Source organism: Bradyrhizobium sp. AZCC 1577, assembly GCF_036924575.1.
Lineage (GTDB): Bacteria > Pseudomonadota > Alphaproteobacteria > Rhizobiales > Xanthobacteraceae > Bradyrhizobium.
Genome location: NZ_JAZHRQ010000001.1, coordinates 6,997,453 through 7,015,226, shown reverse-complemented (window position 1 = coordinate 7,015,226; position 17,774 = coordinate 6,997,453). Strand labels below are relative to the sequence as shown.

Annotated in this window: 18 protein-coding genes; 10 read left to right on the top strand and 8 right to left on the bottom strand. The window is 64.7% G+C overall.

Annotation, left to right across the window (positions count from 1 at the left end; all coding sequences use genetic code 11):
- Nucleotides 1-23: 23 nt before the first annotated feature.
- The 4 genes from V1278_RS33195 (at nucleotide 24) to purD (ending at nucleotide 3,300) form a co-directional block, all read left to right on the top strand.
- Nucleotides 24-1,034: an alpha/beta fold hydrolase gene (locus V1278_RS33195; RefSeq protein ID WP_334366737.1), complete on the top strand. Its 1,011-nt coding sequence runs from the start codon at nucleotides 24-26 to the stop codon at nucleotides 1,032-1,034.
- A gap of 25 nt (nucleotides 1,035-1,059) precedes the next feature.
- Complete coding sequence (locus V1278_RS33190; protein ID WP_334366738.1) at nucleotides 1,060-1,611, top strand: hypothetical protein; 552 nt, start codon at nucleotides 1,060-1,062, stop codon at nucleotides 1,609-1,611.
- Between the two features lie 4 nt (nucleotides 1,612-1,615).
- Nucleotides 1,616-1,921 (top strand): winged helix-turn-helix domain-containing protein, encoded by a 306-nt coding sequence (locus V1278_RS33185; protein WP_275189683.1) that lies wholly within the window; start codon nucleotides 1,616-1,618, stop codon nucleotides 1,919-1,921.
- Nucleotides 1,922-2,016: 95 nt separating this feature from the next.
- Nucleotides 2,017-3,300, top strand: coding sequence for a phosphoribosylamine--glycine ligase (purD, locus tag V1278_RS33180; protein ID WP_334383628.1), 1,284 nt, complete (start codon nucleotides 2,017-2,019; stop codon nucleotides 3,298-3,300).
- Between the two features lie 98 nt (nucleotides 3,301-3,398).
- Here the strand turns inward: purD and V1278_RS33175 are convergent, their stop codons facing one another.
- Nucleotides 3,399-4,631 carry an acyl-CoA dehydrogenase family protein gene (locus tag V1278_RS33175; RefSeq protein ID WP_334383627.1) on the bottom strand — a complete coding sequence of 411 codons (1,233 nt, stop codon included), beginning with the start codon at nucleotides 4,629-4,631 and terminating at the stop codon, nucleotides 3,399-3,401.
- Between the two features lie 123 nt (nucleotides 4,632-4,754).
- Between V1278_RS33175 and V1278_RS33170 the strand changes: the two genes are divergently transcribed.
- Nucleotides 4,755-5,660: an alpha/beta fold hydrolase gene (locus tag V1278_RS33170; protein ID WP_334383626.1), complete on the top strand. Its 906-nt coding sequence runs from the start codon at nucleotides 4,755-4,757 to the stop codon at nucleotides 5,658-5,660.
- 108 nt (nucleotides 5,661-5,768) lie between these two features.
- Here the strand turns inward: V1278_RS33170 and V1278_RS33165 are convergent, their stop codons facing one another.
- Nucleotides 5,769-6,227, bottom strand: a complete 459-nt coding sequence (locus V1278_RS33165) for a nucleoside deaminase (RefSeq protein WP_334366742.1) — start codon at nucleotides 6,225-6,227, stop codon at nucleotides 5,769-5,771.
- A 153-nt stretch (nucleotides 6,228-6,380) separates the two neighbouring features.
- On the opposite strand from V1278_RS33165, the gene V1278_RS33160 reads away from it, so the two are divergent.
- On the top strand, nucleotides 6,381-8,417 hold the full coding sequence (locus tag V1278_RS33160; protein WP_334383625.1) for a pseudouridine synthase: 2,037 nt from the start codon (nucleotides 6,381-6,383) through the stop codon (nucleotides 8,415-8,417).
- Nucleotides 8,418-8,424: 7 nt separating this feature from the next.
- Nucleotides 8,425-8,979: a 16S rRNA (guanine(966)-N(2))-methyltransferase RsmD gene (rsmD, locus tag V1278_RS33155; RefSeq protein WP_334383624.1), complete on the top strand. Its 555-nt coding sequence runs from the start codon at nucleotides 8,425-8,427 to the stop codon at nucleotides 8,977-8,979.
- Nucleotides 8,980-9,296: 317 nt separating this feature from the next.
- Here rsmD and mutL read toward each other — a convergent pair whose 3' ends face one another.
- The gene (gene mutL, locus V1278_RS33150; protein ID WP_334383623.1) at nucleotides 9,297-11,102 is read right to left on the bottom strand and encodes a DNA mismatch repair endonuclease MutL; all 1,806 of its coding nucleotides are present in this window, start codon (nucleotides 11,100-11,102) and stop codon (nucleotides 9,297-9,299) included.
- 304 nt (nucleotides 11,103-11,406) lie between these two features.
- On the opposite strand from mutL, the gene V1278_RS33145 reads away from it, so the two are divergent.
- The 3 genes from V1278_RS33145 to V1278_RS33135 all read left to right on the top strand — a co-directional run bounded on the left by V1278_RS33145 (nucleotide 11,407) and on the right by V1278_RS33135 (nucleotide 12,596).
- On the top strand, nucleotides 11,407-11,697 hold the full coding sequence (locus V1278_RS33145; RefSeq protein WP_334366746.1) for a hypothetical protein: 291 nt from the start codon (nucleotides 11,407-11,409) through the stop codon (nucleotides 11,695-11,697).
- Nucleotides 11,698-11,865: 168 nt separating this feature from the next.
- Nucleotides 11,866-12,072 carry a YgaP family membrane protein gene (locus V1278_RS33140; RefSeq protein ID WP_334383622.1) on the top strand — a complete coding sequence of 69 codons (207 nt, stop codon included), beginning with the start codon at nucleotides 11,866-11,868 and terminating at the stop codon, nucleotides 12,070-12,072.
- On the top strand, nucleotides 12,069-12,596 hold the full coding sequence (locus V1278_RS33135; RefSeq protein ID WP_334383621.1) for an RNA polymerase sigma factor: 528 nt from the start codon (nucleotides 12,069-12,071) through the stop codon (nucleotides 12,594-12,596). The genes V1278_RS33140 and V1278_RS33135 overlap by 4 nt, the downstream gene beginning before the upstream one ends.
- Nucleotides 12,597-12,614: 18 nt before the next feature.
- Here V1278_RS33135 and arfB read toward each other — a convergent pair whose 3' ends face one another.
- The 5 genes from arfB to lspA form a co-directional block, all read right to left on the bottom strand.
- Nucleotides 12,615-13,031 carry an alternative ribosome rescue aminoacyl-tRNA hydrolase ArfB gene (gene arfB, locus V1278_RS33130; RefSeq protein WP_213288168.1) on the bottom strand — a complete coding sequence of 139 codons (417 nt, stop codon included), beginning with the start codon at nucleotides 13,029-13,031 and terminating at the stop codon, nucleotides 12,615-12,617.
- Between the two features lie 227 nt (nucleotides 13,032-13,258).
- The gene (locus tag V1278_RS33125) at nucleotides 13,259-14,629 is read right to left on the bottom strand and encodes a M16 family metallopeptidase (RefSeq protein WP_442893710.1); all 1,371 of its coding nucleotides are present in this window, start codon (nucleotides 14,627-14,629) and stop codon (nucleotides 13,259-13,261) included.
- Nucleotides 14,626-16,017, bottom strand: coding sequence for a M16 family metallopeptidase (locus tag V1278_RS33120; RefSeq protein ID WP_442894068.1), 1,392 nt, complete (start codon nucleotides 16,015-16,017; stop codon nucleotides 14,626-14,628). Before V1278_RS33120 ends, V1278_RS33125 begins: the two co-directional genes overlap by 4 nt.
- A 164-nt stretch (nucleotides 16,018-16,181) precedes the next feature.
- On the bottom strand, nucleotides 16,182-16,898 hold the full coding sequence (locus tag V1278_RS33115; RefSeq protein WP_334366750.1) for a hypothetical protein: 717 nt from the start codon (nucleotides 16,896-16,898) through the stop codon (nucleotides 16,182-16,184).
- 93 nt (nucleotides 16,899-16,991) lie between these two features.
- Entirely contained in the window at nucleotides 16,992-17,510 is a 519-nt protein-coding gene (lspA, locus tag V1278_RS33110) for a signal peptidase II (protein ID WP_334383619.1), read from the bottom strand.
- Nucleotides 17,511-17,774: the final 264 nt, after the last annotated feature.

Genomic DNA, 17,774 nt, shown 5'->3' with positions numbered 1-17,774 from the left:
TGTGTTCAGGCGAGGCGAGGTCGATGTTGAAATTCCTAATCCGCGGCTTCGTGAGCCTCGTGAAATGGGGCCTGTGCGGCATCGGCGTGCTGGCGCTGGTGGTGCTGGCCCTGCTGGCAACGCCGCTGCAGCCGTTGCCGGAACTGCAAGCAATCTCGCGGGCGCGAGCCACCGTCGATCTTTCCAGCCTGCCTGCGATTGAGCGGTTCCAGGCCCGCGACGGCACATGGCTCGGTTTCCGCCATTATAGCGCGGGCGGCGCGCCGACGGGGCGCGTGGCGATCGTGATTCATGGCTCCTCCGGCTCCAGCGGCGGCACCATCCATGCGCTGTCGCAGGCGCTGGCTGCGCACGGCGTGGAGACCTTTGCGGTCGATATGCGGGGCCACGGCACGTCAGGCACGCGCGGCGATATCGGCTATGTCGGCCAGCTTGAGGACGATCTCGCCGATTTCGTCGCGGTGTTGCGCAGCAGCGTGCCATCAGCGCCGCTGACCTTGATCGGCCATTCCTCCGGCGGCGGCTTTACGCTGCGCGTGGCGGGCTCGCCGATTCAGAACCTGTTCGAGCGCTTCGTGCTGCTCGCTCCCTATCTCGGCTACGATGCTCCCTCCACCCGGCCGAGTTCCGGCGGCTGGGCGCGCGCCGATATCCCGCGCATCCTCGGGCTGACGGCGCTACGCGCCATCGGCGTCAACTGCTGTGAGGCGCTGCCGGTGCTGGCGCTCGCGGTACCACCGAACTCCGAGAAGACGCTGGTGTCGACCTATACCGACCGGTTGATGCGCAACTTTGCGGCGCGCAGCGACTTCCGCCGCGATCTCGCTGCGGCGGCGAGACCTCTCACTATCATCTGCGGCGCCGACGACGAATTGATGCTCGCGGACAAATACGCCGAAGCCGTGCGTGGCGCGAAGGTCGCGGTCGACGTCAGGGTGCTCGACGGGATCAACCACATGGGTATCGTCGCCGCGCCGAAGGCGGTATCCATCATCGCCGAAGATGTTGCCACGCGCGCCATGGCGGGGTCATAGCGGCGAAGGGGTGGGGATGGGCAACATGATCGACAGCCGCGCGGCCTCCGAGGCGCTCGCCGACATCAACGAGATGACGCGCCGCGTCCGGCAATCGCGGATCTACCATCTCGCCAGCCTGATGCTGATCATGTGGGGCGCGCTGGTATTTGCCGGCTATCTCGGCTCGTTTCTGCTGCCGCGCCAGGCCGGCTATTTCTGGGCCGCGCTGAACGTCGCGGGCGTCGCGGGATCGTTTGCGATCAGCGCCTTCGGATATCGCAAGACAGGCATTCGCACCTTCGACTTCAGGATGCTGATCGCGTTCGTGCTGTTCTTCGCCTTTGGGTTCCTCTGCACCAGCGTGCTCGGCCACTTCACGCCGCGCCAAATGGGCACGTTCTGGCCAATTTATTTCATGCTGCTCTACGTCATCGCCGGACTCTGGTTCGGACAAGCCTTTGTCGTGATCGGTCTTTGCATCAGCGCACTGGCGCTGGTCGGATACTTCCTGGTCGGCGACTGGTTCGACCTGTGGATGGCCTTTGTCGATGGCGGCGGGCTGATGCTCGGCGGCTGGTGGATGCGCCGGAGCTAGCGCCATGGCCGAGATCGACGATATCATCCATCAACCCCTGCGCTTGCGGATCATGGCGGGGCTGAACGCATTACCATCGGGCACCGGGCTGGAATTCTCAAAACTGAAGCAACTCACCGGCGCTACCGACGGCAATCTCGGCGCCCATATCGAGACGCTGGCCAAGGCCGGTTATGTCGCGGTGGAAAAGGCCTTTGTCGGCAAGAAGCCGCAGACCACGGTAACCGCGACCGCGGCCGGCCGCGGCGCCTTCGCCCGCCATGTCGCCACGCTGCAGGAGATCATCGCCGCGTCAGGGGGGAAAGTGTAGCGAAACTCCTCTGCACAAGCGTGATGCTCCCCTTGCGGGGGGAGGGAGTTTTATGCGACCGACTTGGCCTTGAACTCCCGTATCTGGCCAGATTCATGAACATTCTCCTGCTCGGTTCCGGCGGCCGCGAACATGCTCTGGCGTGGAAAATCGCCGCTTCCCCGCTGCTGACCAAATTGTGGTGCGCGCCGGGCAATGCCGGCATCGCGCGCGAAGCTGAATGCGTCGCGCTCGACGTTGCGAATCATGGCGCGGTGATCGAGTTCTGCAAAACGAACGCCGTGGATCTCGTCGTGGTCGGCCCTGAAACGCCGCTTGCCGCCGGGATCGTCGACGATCTCGCTGGTGCCGGCATCAAGGCGTTCGGTCCGAGCAAGCAGGCGGCGCAACTCGAGGGCTCCAAGGGATTTACGAAGGACCTGTGCCGCGAATTCGATATTCCGACTGGCGCCTATCGTCGTTTTGACAATGCGGCCGACGCTCGCGCCTATGTGCGCACGCAGGGCGCGCCGATCGTGGTCAAGGCCGATGGGTTGGCCGCCGGCAAGGGCGTCGTGGTAGCGAAGACTTTGGCTGAGGCGGAAGCTGCCATCGCCATGATGTTCGACGGCGCGTTCGGCGCGGCCGGTACCGAAGTCGTGATCGAGGAATTCCTCGCCGGCCGCGAGATCAGCTTCTTTGCGCTATGCGACGGCGACACCGCGATCCCGCTCGCCTCGGCGCAAGACCACAAGCGCGTGTTCGATCACGACGAGGGGCCGAACACCGGCGGCATGGGCGCCTATTCGCCGACCCCGTTCGTGACGGCTGAAATTCACGACCAGATCATGGCGCGGATCATCCTGCCGACCGTCGCGGGCATGAAGAAGCGCGGCGCGCCGTTTCGCGGCGTGCTCTACGCCGGCGTGATGCTGACGGAGCAGGGGCCAAAACTGTTCGAATACAACGTCCGCTTTGGCGACCCCGAGTGCCAGGTGCTGATGCTGCGAATGATGTCGGACATCGTGCCGGCGTTTCTGGCGGCCTGCGACGGAGAACTGAAGCATTTCGACCTGCGCTGGTTTCCCGATCCGGCGCTGACCGTGGTGATGGCGGCGAAGGGTTATCCCGGCGACTACAAGAAGGGCACGCGCATCGACGGGCTCGATGATGCGGCCAAGATTGAGGGCGTCGAAATCTTCCATGCCGGTACGGCTGCGAAGGATGGTGGCATTGTCGCCAACGGCGGCCGCGTGCTGAACGTCTGCGCGATGGGCAAGACCGTCACTGAGGCGAGAGAGCGTGCCTATCAGGCCGTCGATCGCATCAAATGGCCGGATGGTTTTTGCCGCCGTGACATCGCCTGGCAGGCGGTGGAGGTGGAGAGGGCGCAGGGCTGACCGCTCCTTCCGTCATTGCGAGGAGCGCAGCGACGAAGCAATCCAACTATCCCGGCGCGGAGAAGTGGATTGCTTCGCTTCGCTCGCAATGACGATGGCTACAACAAATCCCCGCCTGCTGCACTCGCAGTCGTGCCGTGCTCGCGGAACGCCTTGATGACGTTCTTGCCGATCTTCCACTTGTGTACTTCATCCGGACCGTCGACCAGCCGCTGGGAGCGCACCTGGGTGTACCATTTCGCCAGCGGCGTATCCTGGCTGAAGCCGAGCGCGCCGTGGAGCTGGATCGCGGTGTCGATCACCTTGTGCACCATGTGCGCATGGAAGATCTTTGCGATCGAGTTCTCCTGGCGGATGTCGAGGCCTTTTTCCGCCTTGTAGGCGATGTGCAGCAGCATCAGGCGGCCGATGTAGAGTTCGCTGGCGCAATCGGCGAGCATGAACTGCACCGCCTGCCGGTCGGCGAGCAATTTACCGAAGGTCGAGCGCTTGGTGACATGGGCGACTGCCATGTCCAGCGCGCGTTGCGCCTTGGCGACGTTGTGCATGCCGTGGCGCAGGCGGCCATAAGCGAGACGGTGCTGGCCCATTGCAAAGCCATTGCCTTCGCCGCCGAGCAGATTGTCCGCCGGCACCTTCAAATCTTTGATCTCGATTTCGGAGTGGCCGCCGTGGAGCACATCGTCATGCGGCCCTTCGATCGCCATGTTGGCGACGTTGCGCTTGATCTTATAGCCGGGGTTCGGCAGCTCCACGATGAAGGTGGAATACTGCTTGTGCCGCGGCGCGTTCGGATCGGTCTTGGCCATCACCAGCGCCATGTCGGCCACGCTGGCGGAGGAGGAAAACCACTTCTCGCCGTTCAGGACGTAGTTCTCGTTGCCGTCCTTGACTGCCGTGGTCTGCATGCCGGTGGCGTCGGCACCAGCGGCCTTTTCCGTCATCGAGAAGCAGATGCGCTTGTCGCCGTTGAGTAGGGGTTTAAGGAACTTCTCCTTCTGATATTCCGTGCCGTGGGCCAGGATCGTCATCATCGAGGCGTCGTCGGGACCTTGCGTGTTCATCGACAGCGCACCCAGCATGCTCTCGCCGAGCTCCATCTGCACCAGCGCGTTGGCGAGCGGGCCGAGGCCCATGCCGCCATATTCCTTCGGCACCCACGGGCACCACAGGCCGCGCGCCCGGGCCTTGGCCCGTAGCGGGCCGAGTACTTCAGCGAGCGGCTTGGAGTCGAGTTCCTTCTCCGCAGGGATGCATTCCTCGTGCACCCATTTGCGGACCTTCTCGCGGATCGCCTTGGCCTCAGACGGGATTTCGAAATCGATCGACATCGCTGGTTTCCTCGCGTCTTGTTGTTGTTGGTCGGACTTGAGGGATGGCATAAACCTGCGGTCTGCCAGCGGCAACGGCAAACAAAGTTTGAAGCAAGTGCTGCAGCCCACGAAGGAGTGCCCATGCCCGATCTTGCCGATCTGTTTCCCGGATACGCGGCCGAATGGATCAACACCTCGTCGGGGCGCATCTTTGCCCGTGTCGGCGGCAACGGCCCGCCGCTTTTGCTGCTGCACGGGTTTTCGTCGACGCATGTGATGTGGCACCAAGTCGCGCCGCAGCTCGCGGACCAGTTCACGCTGATCATCGCTGACCTGCCGGGCTATGGCTGGTCGGACATGCCCCGCAGCGACGAGAACCATACGCCCTACACCAAGCGCGCGATGGCGCAGGCGATGGTGGAGGCGATGGAGCAGCTCGGCCACGTGCATTTCGCACTCGCCGGACACGACCGCGGCGGCCGCGTGTCATACCGGCTGGCGCTCGATCATCCCGGCCGGCTGTCGAAGCTCGCGGTGCTCGATATCGCGCCGACCTATGACTATTGGGAGAAGCTGAACCGGCTTTCGGCGCTGAAGATCTACCACTGGGCGTTTCTGGCGCAGCCCTATCCGCTGCCGGAAACGCTGATCGCCAACAACGGAGAATTTTTCCTCAAGTGCAAGATGGCGAGCCAGACCAAATCGAAGACGCTCGACGCGATCGATCCGCGCGCGCTGGAACATTATCTCGCGCCGTTCCGCGATCCCGCCCGCGTGCATGCGATGTGCGAGGACTACCGCGCCGGTGCCTATGCCGACTATGAAATCGACAAGGCCGATTTCGACGCCGGAAAGAAGATCACGGTCCCGATGCTGGCGCTGTGGGGCGATGCCGGCGTCGCGCCTGCTGCAACGACGCCGCTCGATGCGTGGAAGAAATGGGCGACGAACGTGGAAGGTGCGCCGGTGGACTCGGGGCATTTTCTGGCGGAGGAGAATCCGGACGTGACGGCGAAATTGTTAAAAGAATTCTTCATGGCACCATGAGTTGGCGCGGACCTCTCCTACGTCATTGCGAGGAGCGGAGCGGACGAAGCAATCCATCCGTCATGTCGCGACGTGGATTGCTTCGCTTCGCTCGCAATGACGGCGGGGCTACCGTCTCACCTTGAAGAACTCCTTGAGCAGCGCTGCCGCCTCTGTCTCTCCCACAGCCGAGTAAACCTCCGGCACGTGATGGCAGGTCGGCTGCGCGAAGAAGCGCACGCCGGAATCCACCGCGCCGCCCTTGGGATCGGCGGCGCCGTAATAGAGCCGCCGGATCCGCGCAAACGAGATCGCGCCGGCGCACATCGTGCAGGGCTCCAGCGTGACGTAGAGGTCGCAATCGACCAGCCGCTCGGTCCCGATGACCTCCGCCGCCTGCCGGATCGCCAATATTTCGGCGTGCGCGGTCGGATCGCGGTCGGTCAGCGTCCGGTTGCCGGCGGTGGCGATCACCTCGTAATCCCGCACGATCACGCAGCCGATCGGAACTTCGCCGGCCTTTCCGGCGTTTTCGGCCGTTTTTAGCGCCAAATCCATGAAAGAAGGGGCAGTCATGCCTCGTATCATTGGAATAAACCTGCTATGAGGGCCGCCTTCAGCAAACGTGGATGCCGGTTTTGCGTGAGAATGCGCCTTGAGCGAAGTGCGCGCGCGTTATCGCTATGACAGCACATCCTGATCCGCCTGATGGCCATTTTATTCGGACCCAAGAGAACATTCATGCCCCGCGATAACGACAAAAACAACGATTCCCGCGGCCGGCGGGACCGTCCCGGGGGCGGCCAGGGCCGCGCCGGCGGAGGCAAGGGCCGCTCGGGAGCGGCGCGGGGGCCTGAGAAGAAGTTTGCCAAGCGCGGCTTTGGCGCCCGGGATGGCGACGAGCGCGGCGGTGAGCGGCGTCCCTATGCCGGGAAGTCCGAAGGGGCAAAATCGTTCGGCAAGAAGCCTTACGCCGGCAAGCGGGAAGGTGCTTCGTTCCGCCGCGACGACGACCGTCCGCCGCGCCGGGATTTTGGCGATCGGCCTCGGGCAAGATTTGACCGGGAGGATCGTTCCGGCGGTGATCGCCCCGAGCGGGGGCCGCGCAAGGATTTTCGCGCGCGGGACGATCGCGATGGCGACAAGCGTTCGTTCAAACCGCGTGGCGATCGGGGGAGCTATGCTCGCGACGAGCGTCCCGCGCGTCGCGAGCGCGAAGAGGGCCGTCCGGCCGGGCGTTTTCAGGACAGGAAATTCGGCGATAAGCGGCCTTACACGCCGCGCGGAGAAGGTTTCCGCAAAGACGGCGACCGTCCGCGTGGCGATCGGCCCTATGGTGATCGTGCGCCGCGCGATGGCGAGAAGCGATTTTCGCGCAGTCCACGCAAGGATTTTGGCGATCGTCCCGAGCGGGGTGACGAGAAGCCCTGGCAGAAGCGCGATGATCGGGGAGGGCGTGACGCGCGCCCTTCACGCGAAGGCGGGCGCAGCTTCGACAAGCCGCGCTTTGAGCGGTCGCGCGATGATCGTGGCGGCGACGAGCGTCCGCGGTTCTCACGCTCGCGCGAGGATCGCCCGAAGTTTGACCGTCCCCGCCACAGGCCGGAAGGCCGCACCGATTGGCAGGAGCATCCGCGCAGCGAGGGACGCTTTCGCGACCGGCCGCGCCGCGACAACGAGGACGACGGCAAGATCTTCGCAAAGCGCCCGGCCTTCGGCGGCCGTGGTGCGTATCGCGAGCGCCCGGCCGATTTCGACAAGCGCGCGCCGCGCGCGGAGCCGAAGCCGAAGAAGGCCGGAGAGCGCATCGCCAAGGTGGTCGCCCGCGCAGGCCTGGCCTCGCGCCGCGATGCCGAGGAATGGATCACGCAGGGCCGCGTCACCGTCAACGGCCGCGTCATCAATTCGCCGGCGCTCGACGTCACCGCCAATGACGTGATCGCCGTCGATGGCAAGGTGTTGCCGCCGCGCGAGCGCACGCGACTGTTCATGTATCACAAGCCGCGCGGGCTGATGACCACGCATGCCGATCCCGAAGGGCGGCCGACCGTGTTCGACAACCTGCCGGAAGGCCTGCCGCGGCTGATCTCGGTCGGCCGGCTCGATTTCAACACCGAGGGGCTGCTGCTGCTGACCAATGACGGCGGACTCGCGCGTGCGCTCGAACTGCCCGACACCGGCTGGCTCAGGCGTTATCGCGTCCGCGCCCATGGCGAGGTCACGCAAGCGCAGCTCGATGAACTGAAGAAGGGCGTCGAGGTCGACGGCGTCAAATACGGTTCGATCGACGCGACGCTGGAGCGCGACCAGGGTGCCAACGTCTGGCTGGTGTTCGCGATCCGCGAAGGCAAGAACCGCGAGGTCCGCAACGTCATGGCGCATCTCGGCCTCGAGGTGAACCGCCTGATCCGCGTCTCCTACGGACCGTTCCAGCTCGGCGAGCTGGTCGAGGGCCAGGTCGAGGAGGTCAAGACCCGGGTGCTGCGCGAGCAGCTCGGCGATAAGATCGCTGCACTCGCGGGCGCGGATTTCAACCGGCCGATGCCGGGCGAGAAATCCGATAGTGAGGACGACGCAGCGCGCGGCAAGAAGCCGTTCAAGCCGGCGGGCAAGAGCGCGCTGATCGCCGACCGCAAGGGCCGCCGCGTGCTGGTGCAGCGCACCGGCAGCGAGGAAGCCCGCGCGCGCAACGAGGACGAGGCCAGTGGCTACGGCCCGCCGCGCCGCCCGCGACGCGGCTATCACGGCAAGCGCGATCTGAAGCCGCGGGACGAGTAGCTGGGCTATGCGTGTCGTTGGCGGACGATTGAAGGGCCGTAATATCGCCTCGCCCTCATCGCGGGAGATCCGTCCGACCGCGGATCGCTTGCGCGAGTCCGTGTTCAACATCCTGATCCACGCTTACGACAACCCGATCGAAGGCGCGCGCGTGCTCGACCTGTTCGCCGGCACCGGCGCGCTCGGCATCGAGGCGGTGTCGCGCGGCGCCAGCTTCACGCTGTTCGTCGACAACGGCGCCGAAGCGCGCGCGTTGCTGCGCAACAATGTCGAGGCGTTGGGGCTGGGCGGCGTGACAAAAGTCTATCGCCGCGACGCCACCAATCTCGGCCCGGCGCATCCGGTCGAGCCGTTCTCGCTGGTGTTTCTCGATCCGCCTTATGGCAAGGGGCTAGCGGAGAAGGCGCTGGTCTCGCTACGCGGCGGCGGCTGGCTGACGGCGGGGGCGCTGCTGGTCGTGGAGGAATCGAAGGATGCGGCGTTCGCAGCGCCCGAGGGCTTCGAGGAGCTCGAGCGGCGGGCGTATGACGATACGGAGTTTGTGTTTTTGCGGGCGGAGTGACGCTTTCTTACCCTGGCCCTAGTGGGGGAGTTCTATGCTTGACGAGTACGGCTGTCGACGGCGGAAGCTAGCCGCAAGCCGTCAGTCAGAAATGAGCTGGCTCAAATAGTGCGGGGGCTTCCGGCGCGTCGGTCAATCGCTCCCGGAAACACGAGCCGTGGCACGTCCAAGCCTGCCATTTGCCATCAGCCGTTTCAACCGTGACACGGCACGGATCAGTCGCGGTTTTTCTGATTTCGCGACTGCAGAAGCAGCATGGTCCGAACATAACTGACATTTTCGTCACTCACCAAGGGGGAACAAGAAGCGGCTTGCAGCTAACGCCGCCCGAACAGCTTCTCGATGTCGCTCAACTTCAACTCCACATAGGTCGGGCGGCCATGATTGCACTGGCCGGAATTCGGCGTGTCTTCCATCTCGCGCAGAAGCGCGTTCATCTCTTCGGGCTTGAGGCGTCTCCCGGCGCGGACCGAGCCGTGGCAGGCTATGGTGGCGGCGACATGCATCAGGCGGCGCTCCAGCGGCAGCGCCTCGTCCCATTCGGCCATGTGCTCGGCGAGATCGCGCAGCAACCCTGCGGCATTTGCCTTGCCGAGCAGCGACGGTGTCTCGCGCACCGCCACCGCGCCGGGGCCGAAGGATTCGATCGCAAGTCCGAAGGAGGCGAGTTCCTCGGCGCGCGCCAGCAGCTTCTCGACGGTCGCCTCATCGAGTTCGACGATCTCGGGGATCAGAAGAATTTGCCGCTGCACGCCGTTCTTCGCCAGCGACGCCTTCAGCTTCTCGTAGACAATGCGCTCATGGGCGGCGTGCTGATCCACGACGATGAGGCCGTCGCGGGTCTGCGAGACGATATAGGTCTCGTGGATTTGCGTCCGCGCCGCGCCGAGCGGACGGTCGAGCAGGTCGGCAGAGGGCTGCGCCTCGAAGCGCACGTCGGCGGTCGGCGCGCCGACATCGAACGCGGCTTGCCCGGCTTCGGCGAGCGCCGTTGCCGCCGCGCCTTCGAACGAAGGCCTGACCGGATAGGCCGGCGAACTCCGCCAGTCCCAGTTGGTCGGGCGCGCCGCAAAGGACGGACGAAACGCCGACAGCGCCGCACCGTCGGTATTGGCAGCGGTGCGCCGGCCCTCGCGGGCGAGGCCATCCTTGAGCGCATGCACGATCAGCGCACGAACAAGCCCGGCGTTGCGAAACCGCACCTCGGTCTTGGCCGGATGCACGTTGGCGTCGACCTCCTGCGGCGCCAGCGTCACGAACAGCGCGACGACTGGATGCCGGTCGCGCGGCAGATAGTCGGAATAGGCCGCGCGCACCGCGCCGAGGATGAGCTTGTCGCGGACCGGGCGGCCGTTGACGAACAGATATTGCCCGAGCGCATTGGCGCGGGTCAGCGAGGGGGCGGCGGCAAAGCCCTCGACCACGACGCCTTCGCGCTCGGAGCGCACTTCAATGGCGCAAGAACGGAAATCGTGACCCAAGATGTCGCCGAGCCGCGTCAGCCGGCCCGCAGCACCCGGCAGCGCCGCGGCCCAGGTCACCGGCGCGCGTTCCTCGCCGGCCAAGGTGAAAGCGATGTCGGGCCGCGCCATCGCGAGGCGCCGCACCACTTCGCGGATCGCCTCGGCCTCGGTGCGGTCGGTCTTGAGGAATTTCAGCCGGGCGGGCGTTGCATAAAAGAGATCGCTGACCTCGACGCGGGTGCCTTGCGACAGCGCGGCCGGCATGATCTGCGATTTCAGGCCGCCTTCGACCGACAGCGACCAGGCATGCGGTTCGCTGGCGTGGCGCGTGGTGATACCGAGCTTCGCTACGGCGCCGATCGAGGGCAGGGCCTCGCCGCGAAAGCCCAGCGTGCGAATGCGTAACAGATCCTCATCATCGAGCTTCGAGGTGGCGTGACGGTCGACGGCGAGTGCGAGATCGCCATGAGTCATTCCGCTGCCGTCATCGGTGATGCCGATCCGCCGCCTGCCGCCGCCATCGGTGAAAATGTCGACGCGGCTGGCGCTGGCGTCGATGGCGTTTTCGACCAGTTCCTTCACCACGCTCGCGGGACGCTCGACCACTTCGCCGGCGGCGATGCGGTTGACGACCTGTTCGGGAAGCTGGCGGACGGGCATGAGGTCTCAGATCGATTCGAGGCTGGACGACGATTTTACGCGGCTACCGAGTCAAATGCATGTGTTCAAAATATTTTTACGGAACTTTCCGGATGCTGCGGAGGCGCCGAATATGCGGTCTGCATGTGGCCAAGGATTCGCAAAATGACCTCGAAATCCCTGCACGATCACCACATCGCGCGGCTTGCATGGCGAGCGCACCGTTCGCGGATAACGACTGATCCGGCGATGAACATGTTCGGGTTGTGAACGGTGCCTGAAGAAACCGAACTGTTTGTCGTTCGACAAAACCTTGGAGAAATGGATGAAGCTAGTGAAAACCTCGGCGATCGCGGTTGCAATCTCGGCTCTGCTTGCCGGTCCGGTACTGGCGCAAGGCGCCTCATCCGACACCCAGATCCGCGGCGGAGCAAAGGGCACGACCCAGATGCAGGGCGGCGCGGCGGGCAGCATGGACGAAGACGCGCCGGCGGGCGCCGCGGGCCAGAGGGCAGGCGCCAAGCCGGGTGCGAAAGGCACCGTCGGAGCGGGCGGTAGTGCAGCGCCGCCCAAGGCCACGGGCGGAGCGGCGACCCCTCCAGCAAGCAGCCGCTAAGTGCCTGGAGGAAACCCGCCTCCTCCGACGGGTTGCTCTCCAACAGAACTCCGGCCGTGTGGCGGCCGGAGTTTTTTGTGCCTCGACCCGCGAACCGAAAGCTCGGCCCGGCGGCTCTATTTGACGAGAACGCGCTGACGTTCTTTCGCGCAATCAAAGGGAGCTGCTATGTTTTATCGCAAGAATTTGCCGGGCTGGGAGCGGGCGATGCGGACGATCGGGGGCGTTGTGATGATCGCCTATGGGTTTTTCGGCATGCCCGGCACGACGGCCGGCTACCTGATCGCGGCCACCGGCGCGGTCGCAATCGCGACCGGATTTTTCGGCTTTTGCCCGATGTGCGCCATGGTCGGCCGCAGGCTTCCCTCATCATGAGCGTGTTGGTCCGAGCGGGGCGCTTCAATCCCTCGCTGATCGAGGCCGCTCGCGGCGGCGACACCGCGGCGCGGGTGTCGCTGATCGCAGCCGCTCAGCCGGATATCCGCCGCTATGCCGCACGCAATTGCCGCGCGGCCGATATCGACGACGCGGTTCAGGAAACGCTGCTGCTGTTGTACCGGCGGGTCGGCACGTTGCGCGCGGTGACGTCGTTTTCGGCGTGGCTGTTTTCGGTGGCGCGCCGCGCCTGCCTTCGCTTGCTGCGCCGCGCGACGGAAACACGGGCGGCCGACGATGCGGAGGCGCGCCTGGCGCATCTTGCGCCAGAAGACATTCGCATCGATCTTTCTCGCGCCATCCAGTCGCTGCCCGACCACTATCGCGAGGTGATCCTGCTGCGCGATATCGAGGAGTTGTCGATCGACGAGATCGCTGGTGTTCTTGGGTTGACACGCGAAAGCGTCAAGGCGCGCATCCACCGCGCGCGGATCATGATCCGGGAATATCTGGTTCGCGATTGAGACGTCGTGATCGGCGGTTCAATCGTCAAAGCGCGCCGTGCGTTTCGCCTTGACGTCGCTGCGGCGCTTCTTGCCTTCCAGCCGCCGCTGCTTCGATCCGAAGGTCGGCTTGGTCGGCCGGCGCGGCGTCGGGCGGATCAGGGCCTCGCGCAACAATTCGAGCAGGCGATCGATGGCGTCGGCCCGGTTGCGCTCCTGGGTGCGGAAGCGCTGGGCGTGGATCACGATCACGCCCTCCTTGGTCATGCGCTGGCCGGCGAGCCGCACCAGCCGTGCGGCCGCATCCTCGGGCAACGCGATCTTGCGCGTGTCGAAACGGAGCTGCGCTGCGGTCGCGAGCTTGTTGACATTCTGCCCGCCCGGGCCGGAGGCGCGGACGAAGCCGATCTCGATGTCGTTTTCGTCAATCGTGAGGTCGCGGGAAACCCGCAGCATGGCGTTCACCGGAATGCTAGAGAATCGGCGAATGCAAGATAGCGGTTTTGAATTGAAGCCGCTTGCCGCGCGCTCGGTCGTTCCCTCCCCCCTTGCGGGGGAGGGTTAGGGTGAGGGGTAAGCCACAAGCACCGGAACTCGCGGCCACCCCTCTCCCCAGCCCTCCCCCGCACGGGGGGAGGGAGCGCAGAGTGCCGTATCGCTAGAGTGTAGCTAAGCTTAAAGGCCTAGTTCGCTCTCGGCGGCGCCGCGGCGGGCTGCGCGGCGGCTTGCGGGGCGCGGCCGACGATCACGGTGAGCAAGCCCTGGCCCCACAGCTTCTGCGCCGCCTTTTTGGCGTCGTCCAGCGTGACCGCGTCGACCAGGGCATTGCGCTTCTCGATGTAGTCGATCGGCAGCTTGTCGAGCTGGTATTGCAGCAGTGCCTGCGCCAGCTTCGAAGAGGTGTCGAGCGCCAGCATCTGCGAGCCCTTGAGGTACGACTTGGCCTCGTCCAGCTCCTTCTGGGTCGGGCCTTCCTCGGCGATGCGGCGGATTTCCTTCTCGATCGCGTCCACCGTCTCACCGGCGCGGTCGGCACGGGTACCGGTATTGCCGATGAACAGCGCGGAGCGATCCATCCAGAGCAGGGATTCATAAACGGAATAGGCAAGGCCGCGCTTTTCGCGCACCTCCTTGTAGAGCCGCGATGACAGCCCGCCGCCGCCGAGGATGTGGTTCACGACGTAGGCGGCCATGAAATTCGGATCGTGGCGGCGAACGCCGGGGCCGCCGAACGTCACCACGGTCTGCGGCACGTCGAGCGGCACGAACGCGCGCTGCGGCGGCTTGGTGGCCTCGACCTCGGCGATCGGCGTGAGGCTGGCCTTGGCCGGCAGTCCGCCGAACGTCTTGTCCAGGAGCTTGCCGAGCGTGTCGGCATCGACGTCGCCGACCACAGCGATCCGCAAGTTATCCTTTGCAATCACGCGGCGGACGTAGTCCTTCATGTCGGCGACATCGATCTTCGGCACGCTGTCGAGCGTGCCGTTGGCCTGCCGGCCGTACGGATGATCGCCAAAAGCGACTTCCAGGAATTTACGGCTCGCCAGCGAGGTCGGGTTGGTGGTGTCGCGGCGCAGCCCGGAGAGCACCTGCGCGCGAATGCGCTCGACGTCGACGGCATCGAAACGCGGCGAGGTCAGCGCCAGATGGAGCAGGCCGAAAGCCTCGTCCTTGTTGTCCTTGAGCATCCGAAGCGAGCCGCGGAAATAATCCCGGGTCGACGAAAAGCTCAGTTCGATGGCGCGGCGCTCGAGGCGCTCGTGGAAGGTTTTGGAATCGAGATCGCCGGAGCCTTCATCGAGCAGGCTGGCGACCATGTTGCCGACGCCGGACTTGCCGGCCGGATCCTGGGCGGCGCCGCCGGCGAAGGCGTATTCCATCGCTATCAGCGGCACAGTGGCGTCCTGCACGAACCAGGCCTCGATGCCGCCAGGCGAGACCAGCCGCTGGATCTTGGCTGCGGCGTGCGACGGGCTCGCCGCCAGCAACAGCAGGACGGTGCCGGCGATCAGGGCGGATGCGAGGCGCTGCGCGGGAATCGAAAAACGGATCACGAGCGCTTCTCCTCGCGTTTTTGCGCGGTATCCTTGATCAGATAGCCGGTCACCGAGCGCTTCTTGTCGAGCCATTTCTGCGCGGCGTCACGGACCTGCTCGGCGGTGACGGCGCGAATCCGGTCCGGCCAGCTCCTGATGTCGTCGATCGAAAGCCCCGTGGTCAGCGCGCCGCCATACCAGCGCGCCAGCGTGGCCTGGTTGTCCTGGGCGTAGATCGCTTCCGCAATCAACTGGGTCTTGACCCGCTCGAGATCCTCGGCGCGGGCCGGGTTTTGGATGACCTCCGCGATCACGCCGTCGATCACCTGCTCTACTTGCGAAAATTCCACGCCGGGCTTTGGCGAAACCGAGATCGAGAACTGCGAGGGATCCAGCGCGGTGCCCTGGTAACCGGCACCGGCGCTGATCGCGAGCTGACGGTCGATTACAAGTGCGCGATAGAGATAGGAGTTGGAGCCGCCGCCCATCAGTTGCGCGAGCACGTCGAGCGCCGGGCCTTCGCCGGCCGCAGCGGTCGTGGAAGAGGGGACGAGATAATAGCGCCGCAGGCTGGTCTGTTCGACGCGCGGATCGGACAGCGTCACCGTGCGCGGTGCCGCCGGCACCGGCTCCTGCGGGCGGATTCGTTGCGCCGCAATGGCCGGCTGCGCCGGGATGCCGCCATAGGCCTTCTCGACCATGGCTTGGACTTCCTTGGCATCGACGTCGCCCGCGATCACCAGGATCGCGTTGTTCGGCGCGTAGAAGCGCTTGTAGAACGCCAGCGCATCCTCGCGGTCGAGCTTCTCGATCTCCTGGCGCCAGCCGATCACCGGGCGGCCATAGGGATGGTTGAGATACAGCGCCGCCATGATCTGCTCGGTGAGCCGGGCGTCCGGATTGTTGGCGACCCGCATGTTGAATTCCTCGAGCACGACATCGCGCTCGGGAAGCACGTTCTCATCCTTGAGGATGAGGCCGGTCATGCGGTCGGCCTCGAATTCCATCATTTTCGCCAACTGCTCGCGCGGCACGCGCTGGAAATAGCCGGTGTAATCGAGCGAGGTGAAGGCGTTCTCGTTGCCGCCGATCCGCAGCACGGTCTGCGAAAATTCACCGGCGGGATGTTTCGCGGTCCCCTTGAACATCAGATGTTCGAGGAAGTGCGCCAGTCCGGATTTGCCCGGCGTCTCGTCGGCGGAGCCGACCTTGTACCACATCATCTGCGTGACGACGGGCGTGCGGTGATCCGGGATCACCACGACTTGCAGGCCGTTGTCGAGGGTGAAGCTGGCGGGACGTTCCGACGTGACCGTGGTCTGGGCGAATGCGCCGCCGGCGGAGAAAGCAAACGTCGAGATGAGGGCTATCGCGAGAGAAACGGCAAGACGGTGTGACGACATCATGACCTATCTGGCGCTAAAATTCCGCAAAGCTGGTTGCCGGCCCTGCGAAACGAATCCGCGCAAATGTTAGAAGTAACCCGACAAAACCGTTCGGGATCAAAGCCGCGGCATCGTACACCGCGCTTGGTTCCGGCAATCGTCACGATGGCGAGAGATCAGCTTAACTAATCGCCATATTTGCCCTTGGCCGGATTATATTCCTTGTTCAGCGATTCCTTCGGTCCGGTGCCGTAGGCAAAATTGGACGACGGTGTCTGGTAGCCGGGCGGAGGCTGGGTCAGCGATTCCCGCGTCGGCTCACCCTTGAAGGGAGCCGTTTCGGTCTTGCTGCCACCGAACAGGCCGCTGAAGCCGCCGTTATAGCCGAGCTGCGACGGGCTCAGGATCGGATTGTTGTTGGAGGTGCCCGGCTGCACCGGATCATTGTCCTTGCGCGCGGGCGCCGCGGTCTTGCCTACCGCGAGTTCGGCCGGCGTCAGGATGCGGGACGCTTCACGCGGGTCCTTGTTCTCTTTCTTGCGGGCCGCAATCGCCGCCTTGCGGCGCTGCTCGTCGGGGTCCTTTGGCCAATTCGGCGCCTTCGCGTCGGCTGCGGCCGCGGCCGGCGGCGGCAAATCCAGCTTGGGTGGAACGACCAGCGGGGAGCGCTCGCGGTATTCGATGCCGCGATTTTCCATGTTGGTGCCGCCAAGGCCGCGCATAATGCCTTCGATGATCTTTTCCTCGAAGGTCTTGTCGTCTTCGTCCTCGTCGTCAGCCGCGCGCACGGGGCCAGCGGCCATCACAAGACCTATGCCGAGAGCGATGGCGGCGAACCGCAGCGCCCGGGTGAGCGAGCTGGTCTGCATCATCCAGAAGAAGCGGGGTTCGGTCTCGCGCATCGCGCTGTTCCCATTCACAATTTCTGCAACACGCGGGGGGCCGAGCTTAAGGGGCCTAACGGCGCCAGACCGCAGGGGTCGTATCGGCCGGGATCAGGGCGCTTTTGCGGCGGGTACCCCCAGGAACGAGTCATACAATAGGCCCGCTACCCCGGCAACAATGGCCACATCCGCAAGGTTAAACACGTACCAATTGAAGGTTTTTCCCCCGACCTCGATGTGGAACAGGGCGAAATCGACCACCGCGCCGTGCACGAATCGGTCGATGCCGTTGCCGAGCGCGCCGCCGATGATCAGGCCGAGCGCCAGCGTCGCGAGACGCGTGCTGGAGCGTGCCATCCAGATCCCCAGCACGATCACCGCAATCGCCTTGATCGCCATCAGCGCAAGCTGGGCGAGTTGGTTATCGCTCTGGAACCAGCCGAAGCTGATCCCGACATTCCAGGCCAGCACCAGGTCGAAGAACGGCGTGACCCTGACCGCGCCGCGATTGGCGAGGTCGAAGACGTAGAGCAACCAAAGCTTCGAGGCCTGGTCGATCACCAGCGTCGCGAGCGCGGCAACGGCGCCGGCGCGAAGGTGAGGGGTTACGAAGCGCTCCTTGCCGGACACTTATCTCGCCTTCTTCTTTTTCTTCTTTTTCGACGGGGTCGCAGACGACTTTCTTCCCGCCTTCTTGGCGGTCTTTTTGTCCGCCTTCTTTACCGCTTTCTTCTTAGCTCCCTTCTTGGCCGCCTTCGTTGCCGAAGCTGCCTTTTTGGATTTGGCGGCTTTCCTGACCTTGGCTTTCTTGGCTTGGGCTTTCTTGGCCGTGGTTTTGTTGGCCGCGGTCTTGTCGGCCTTGGCTTTCTTCGTTGTGGCCTTCTTGGGTTCTGC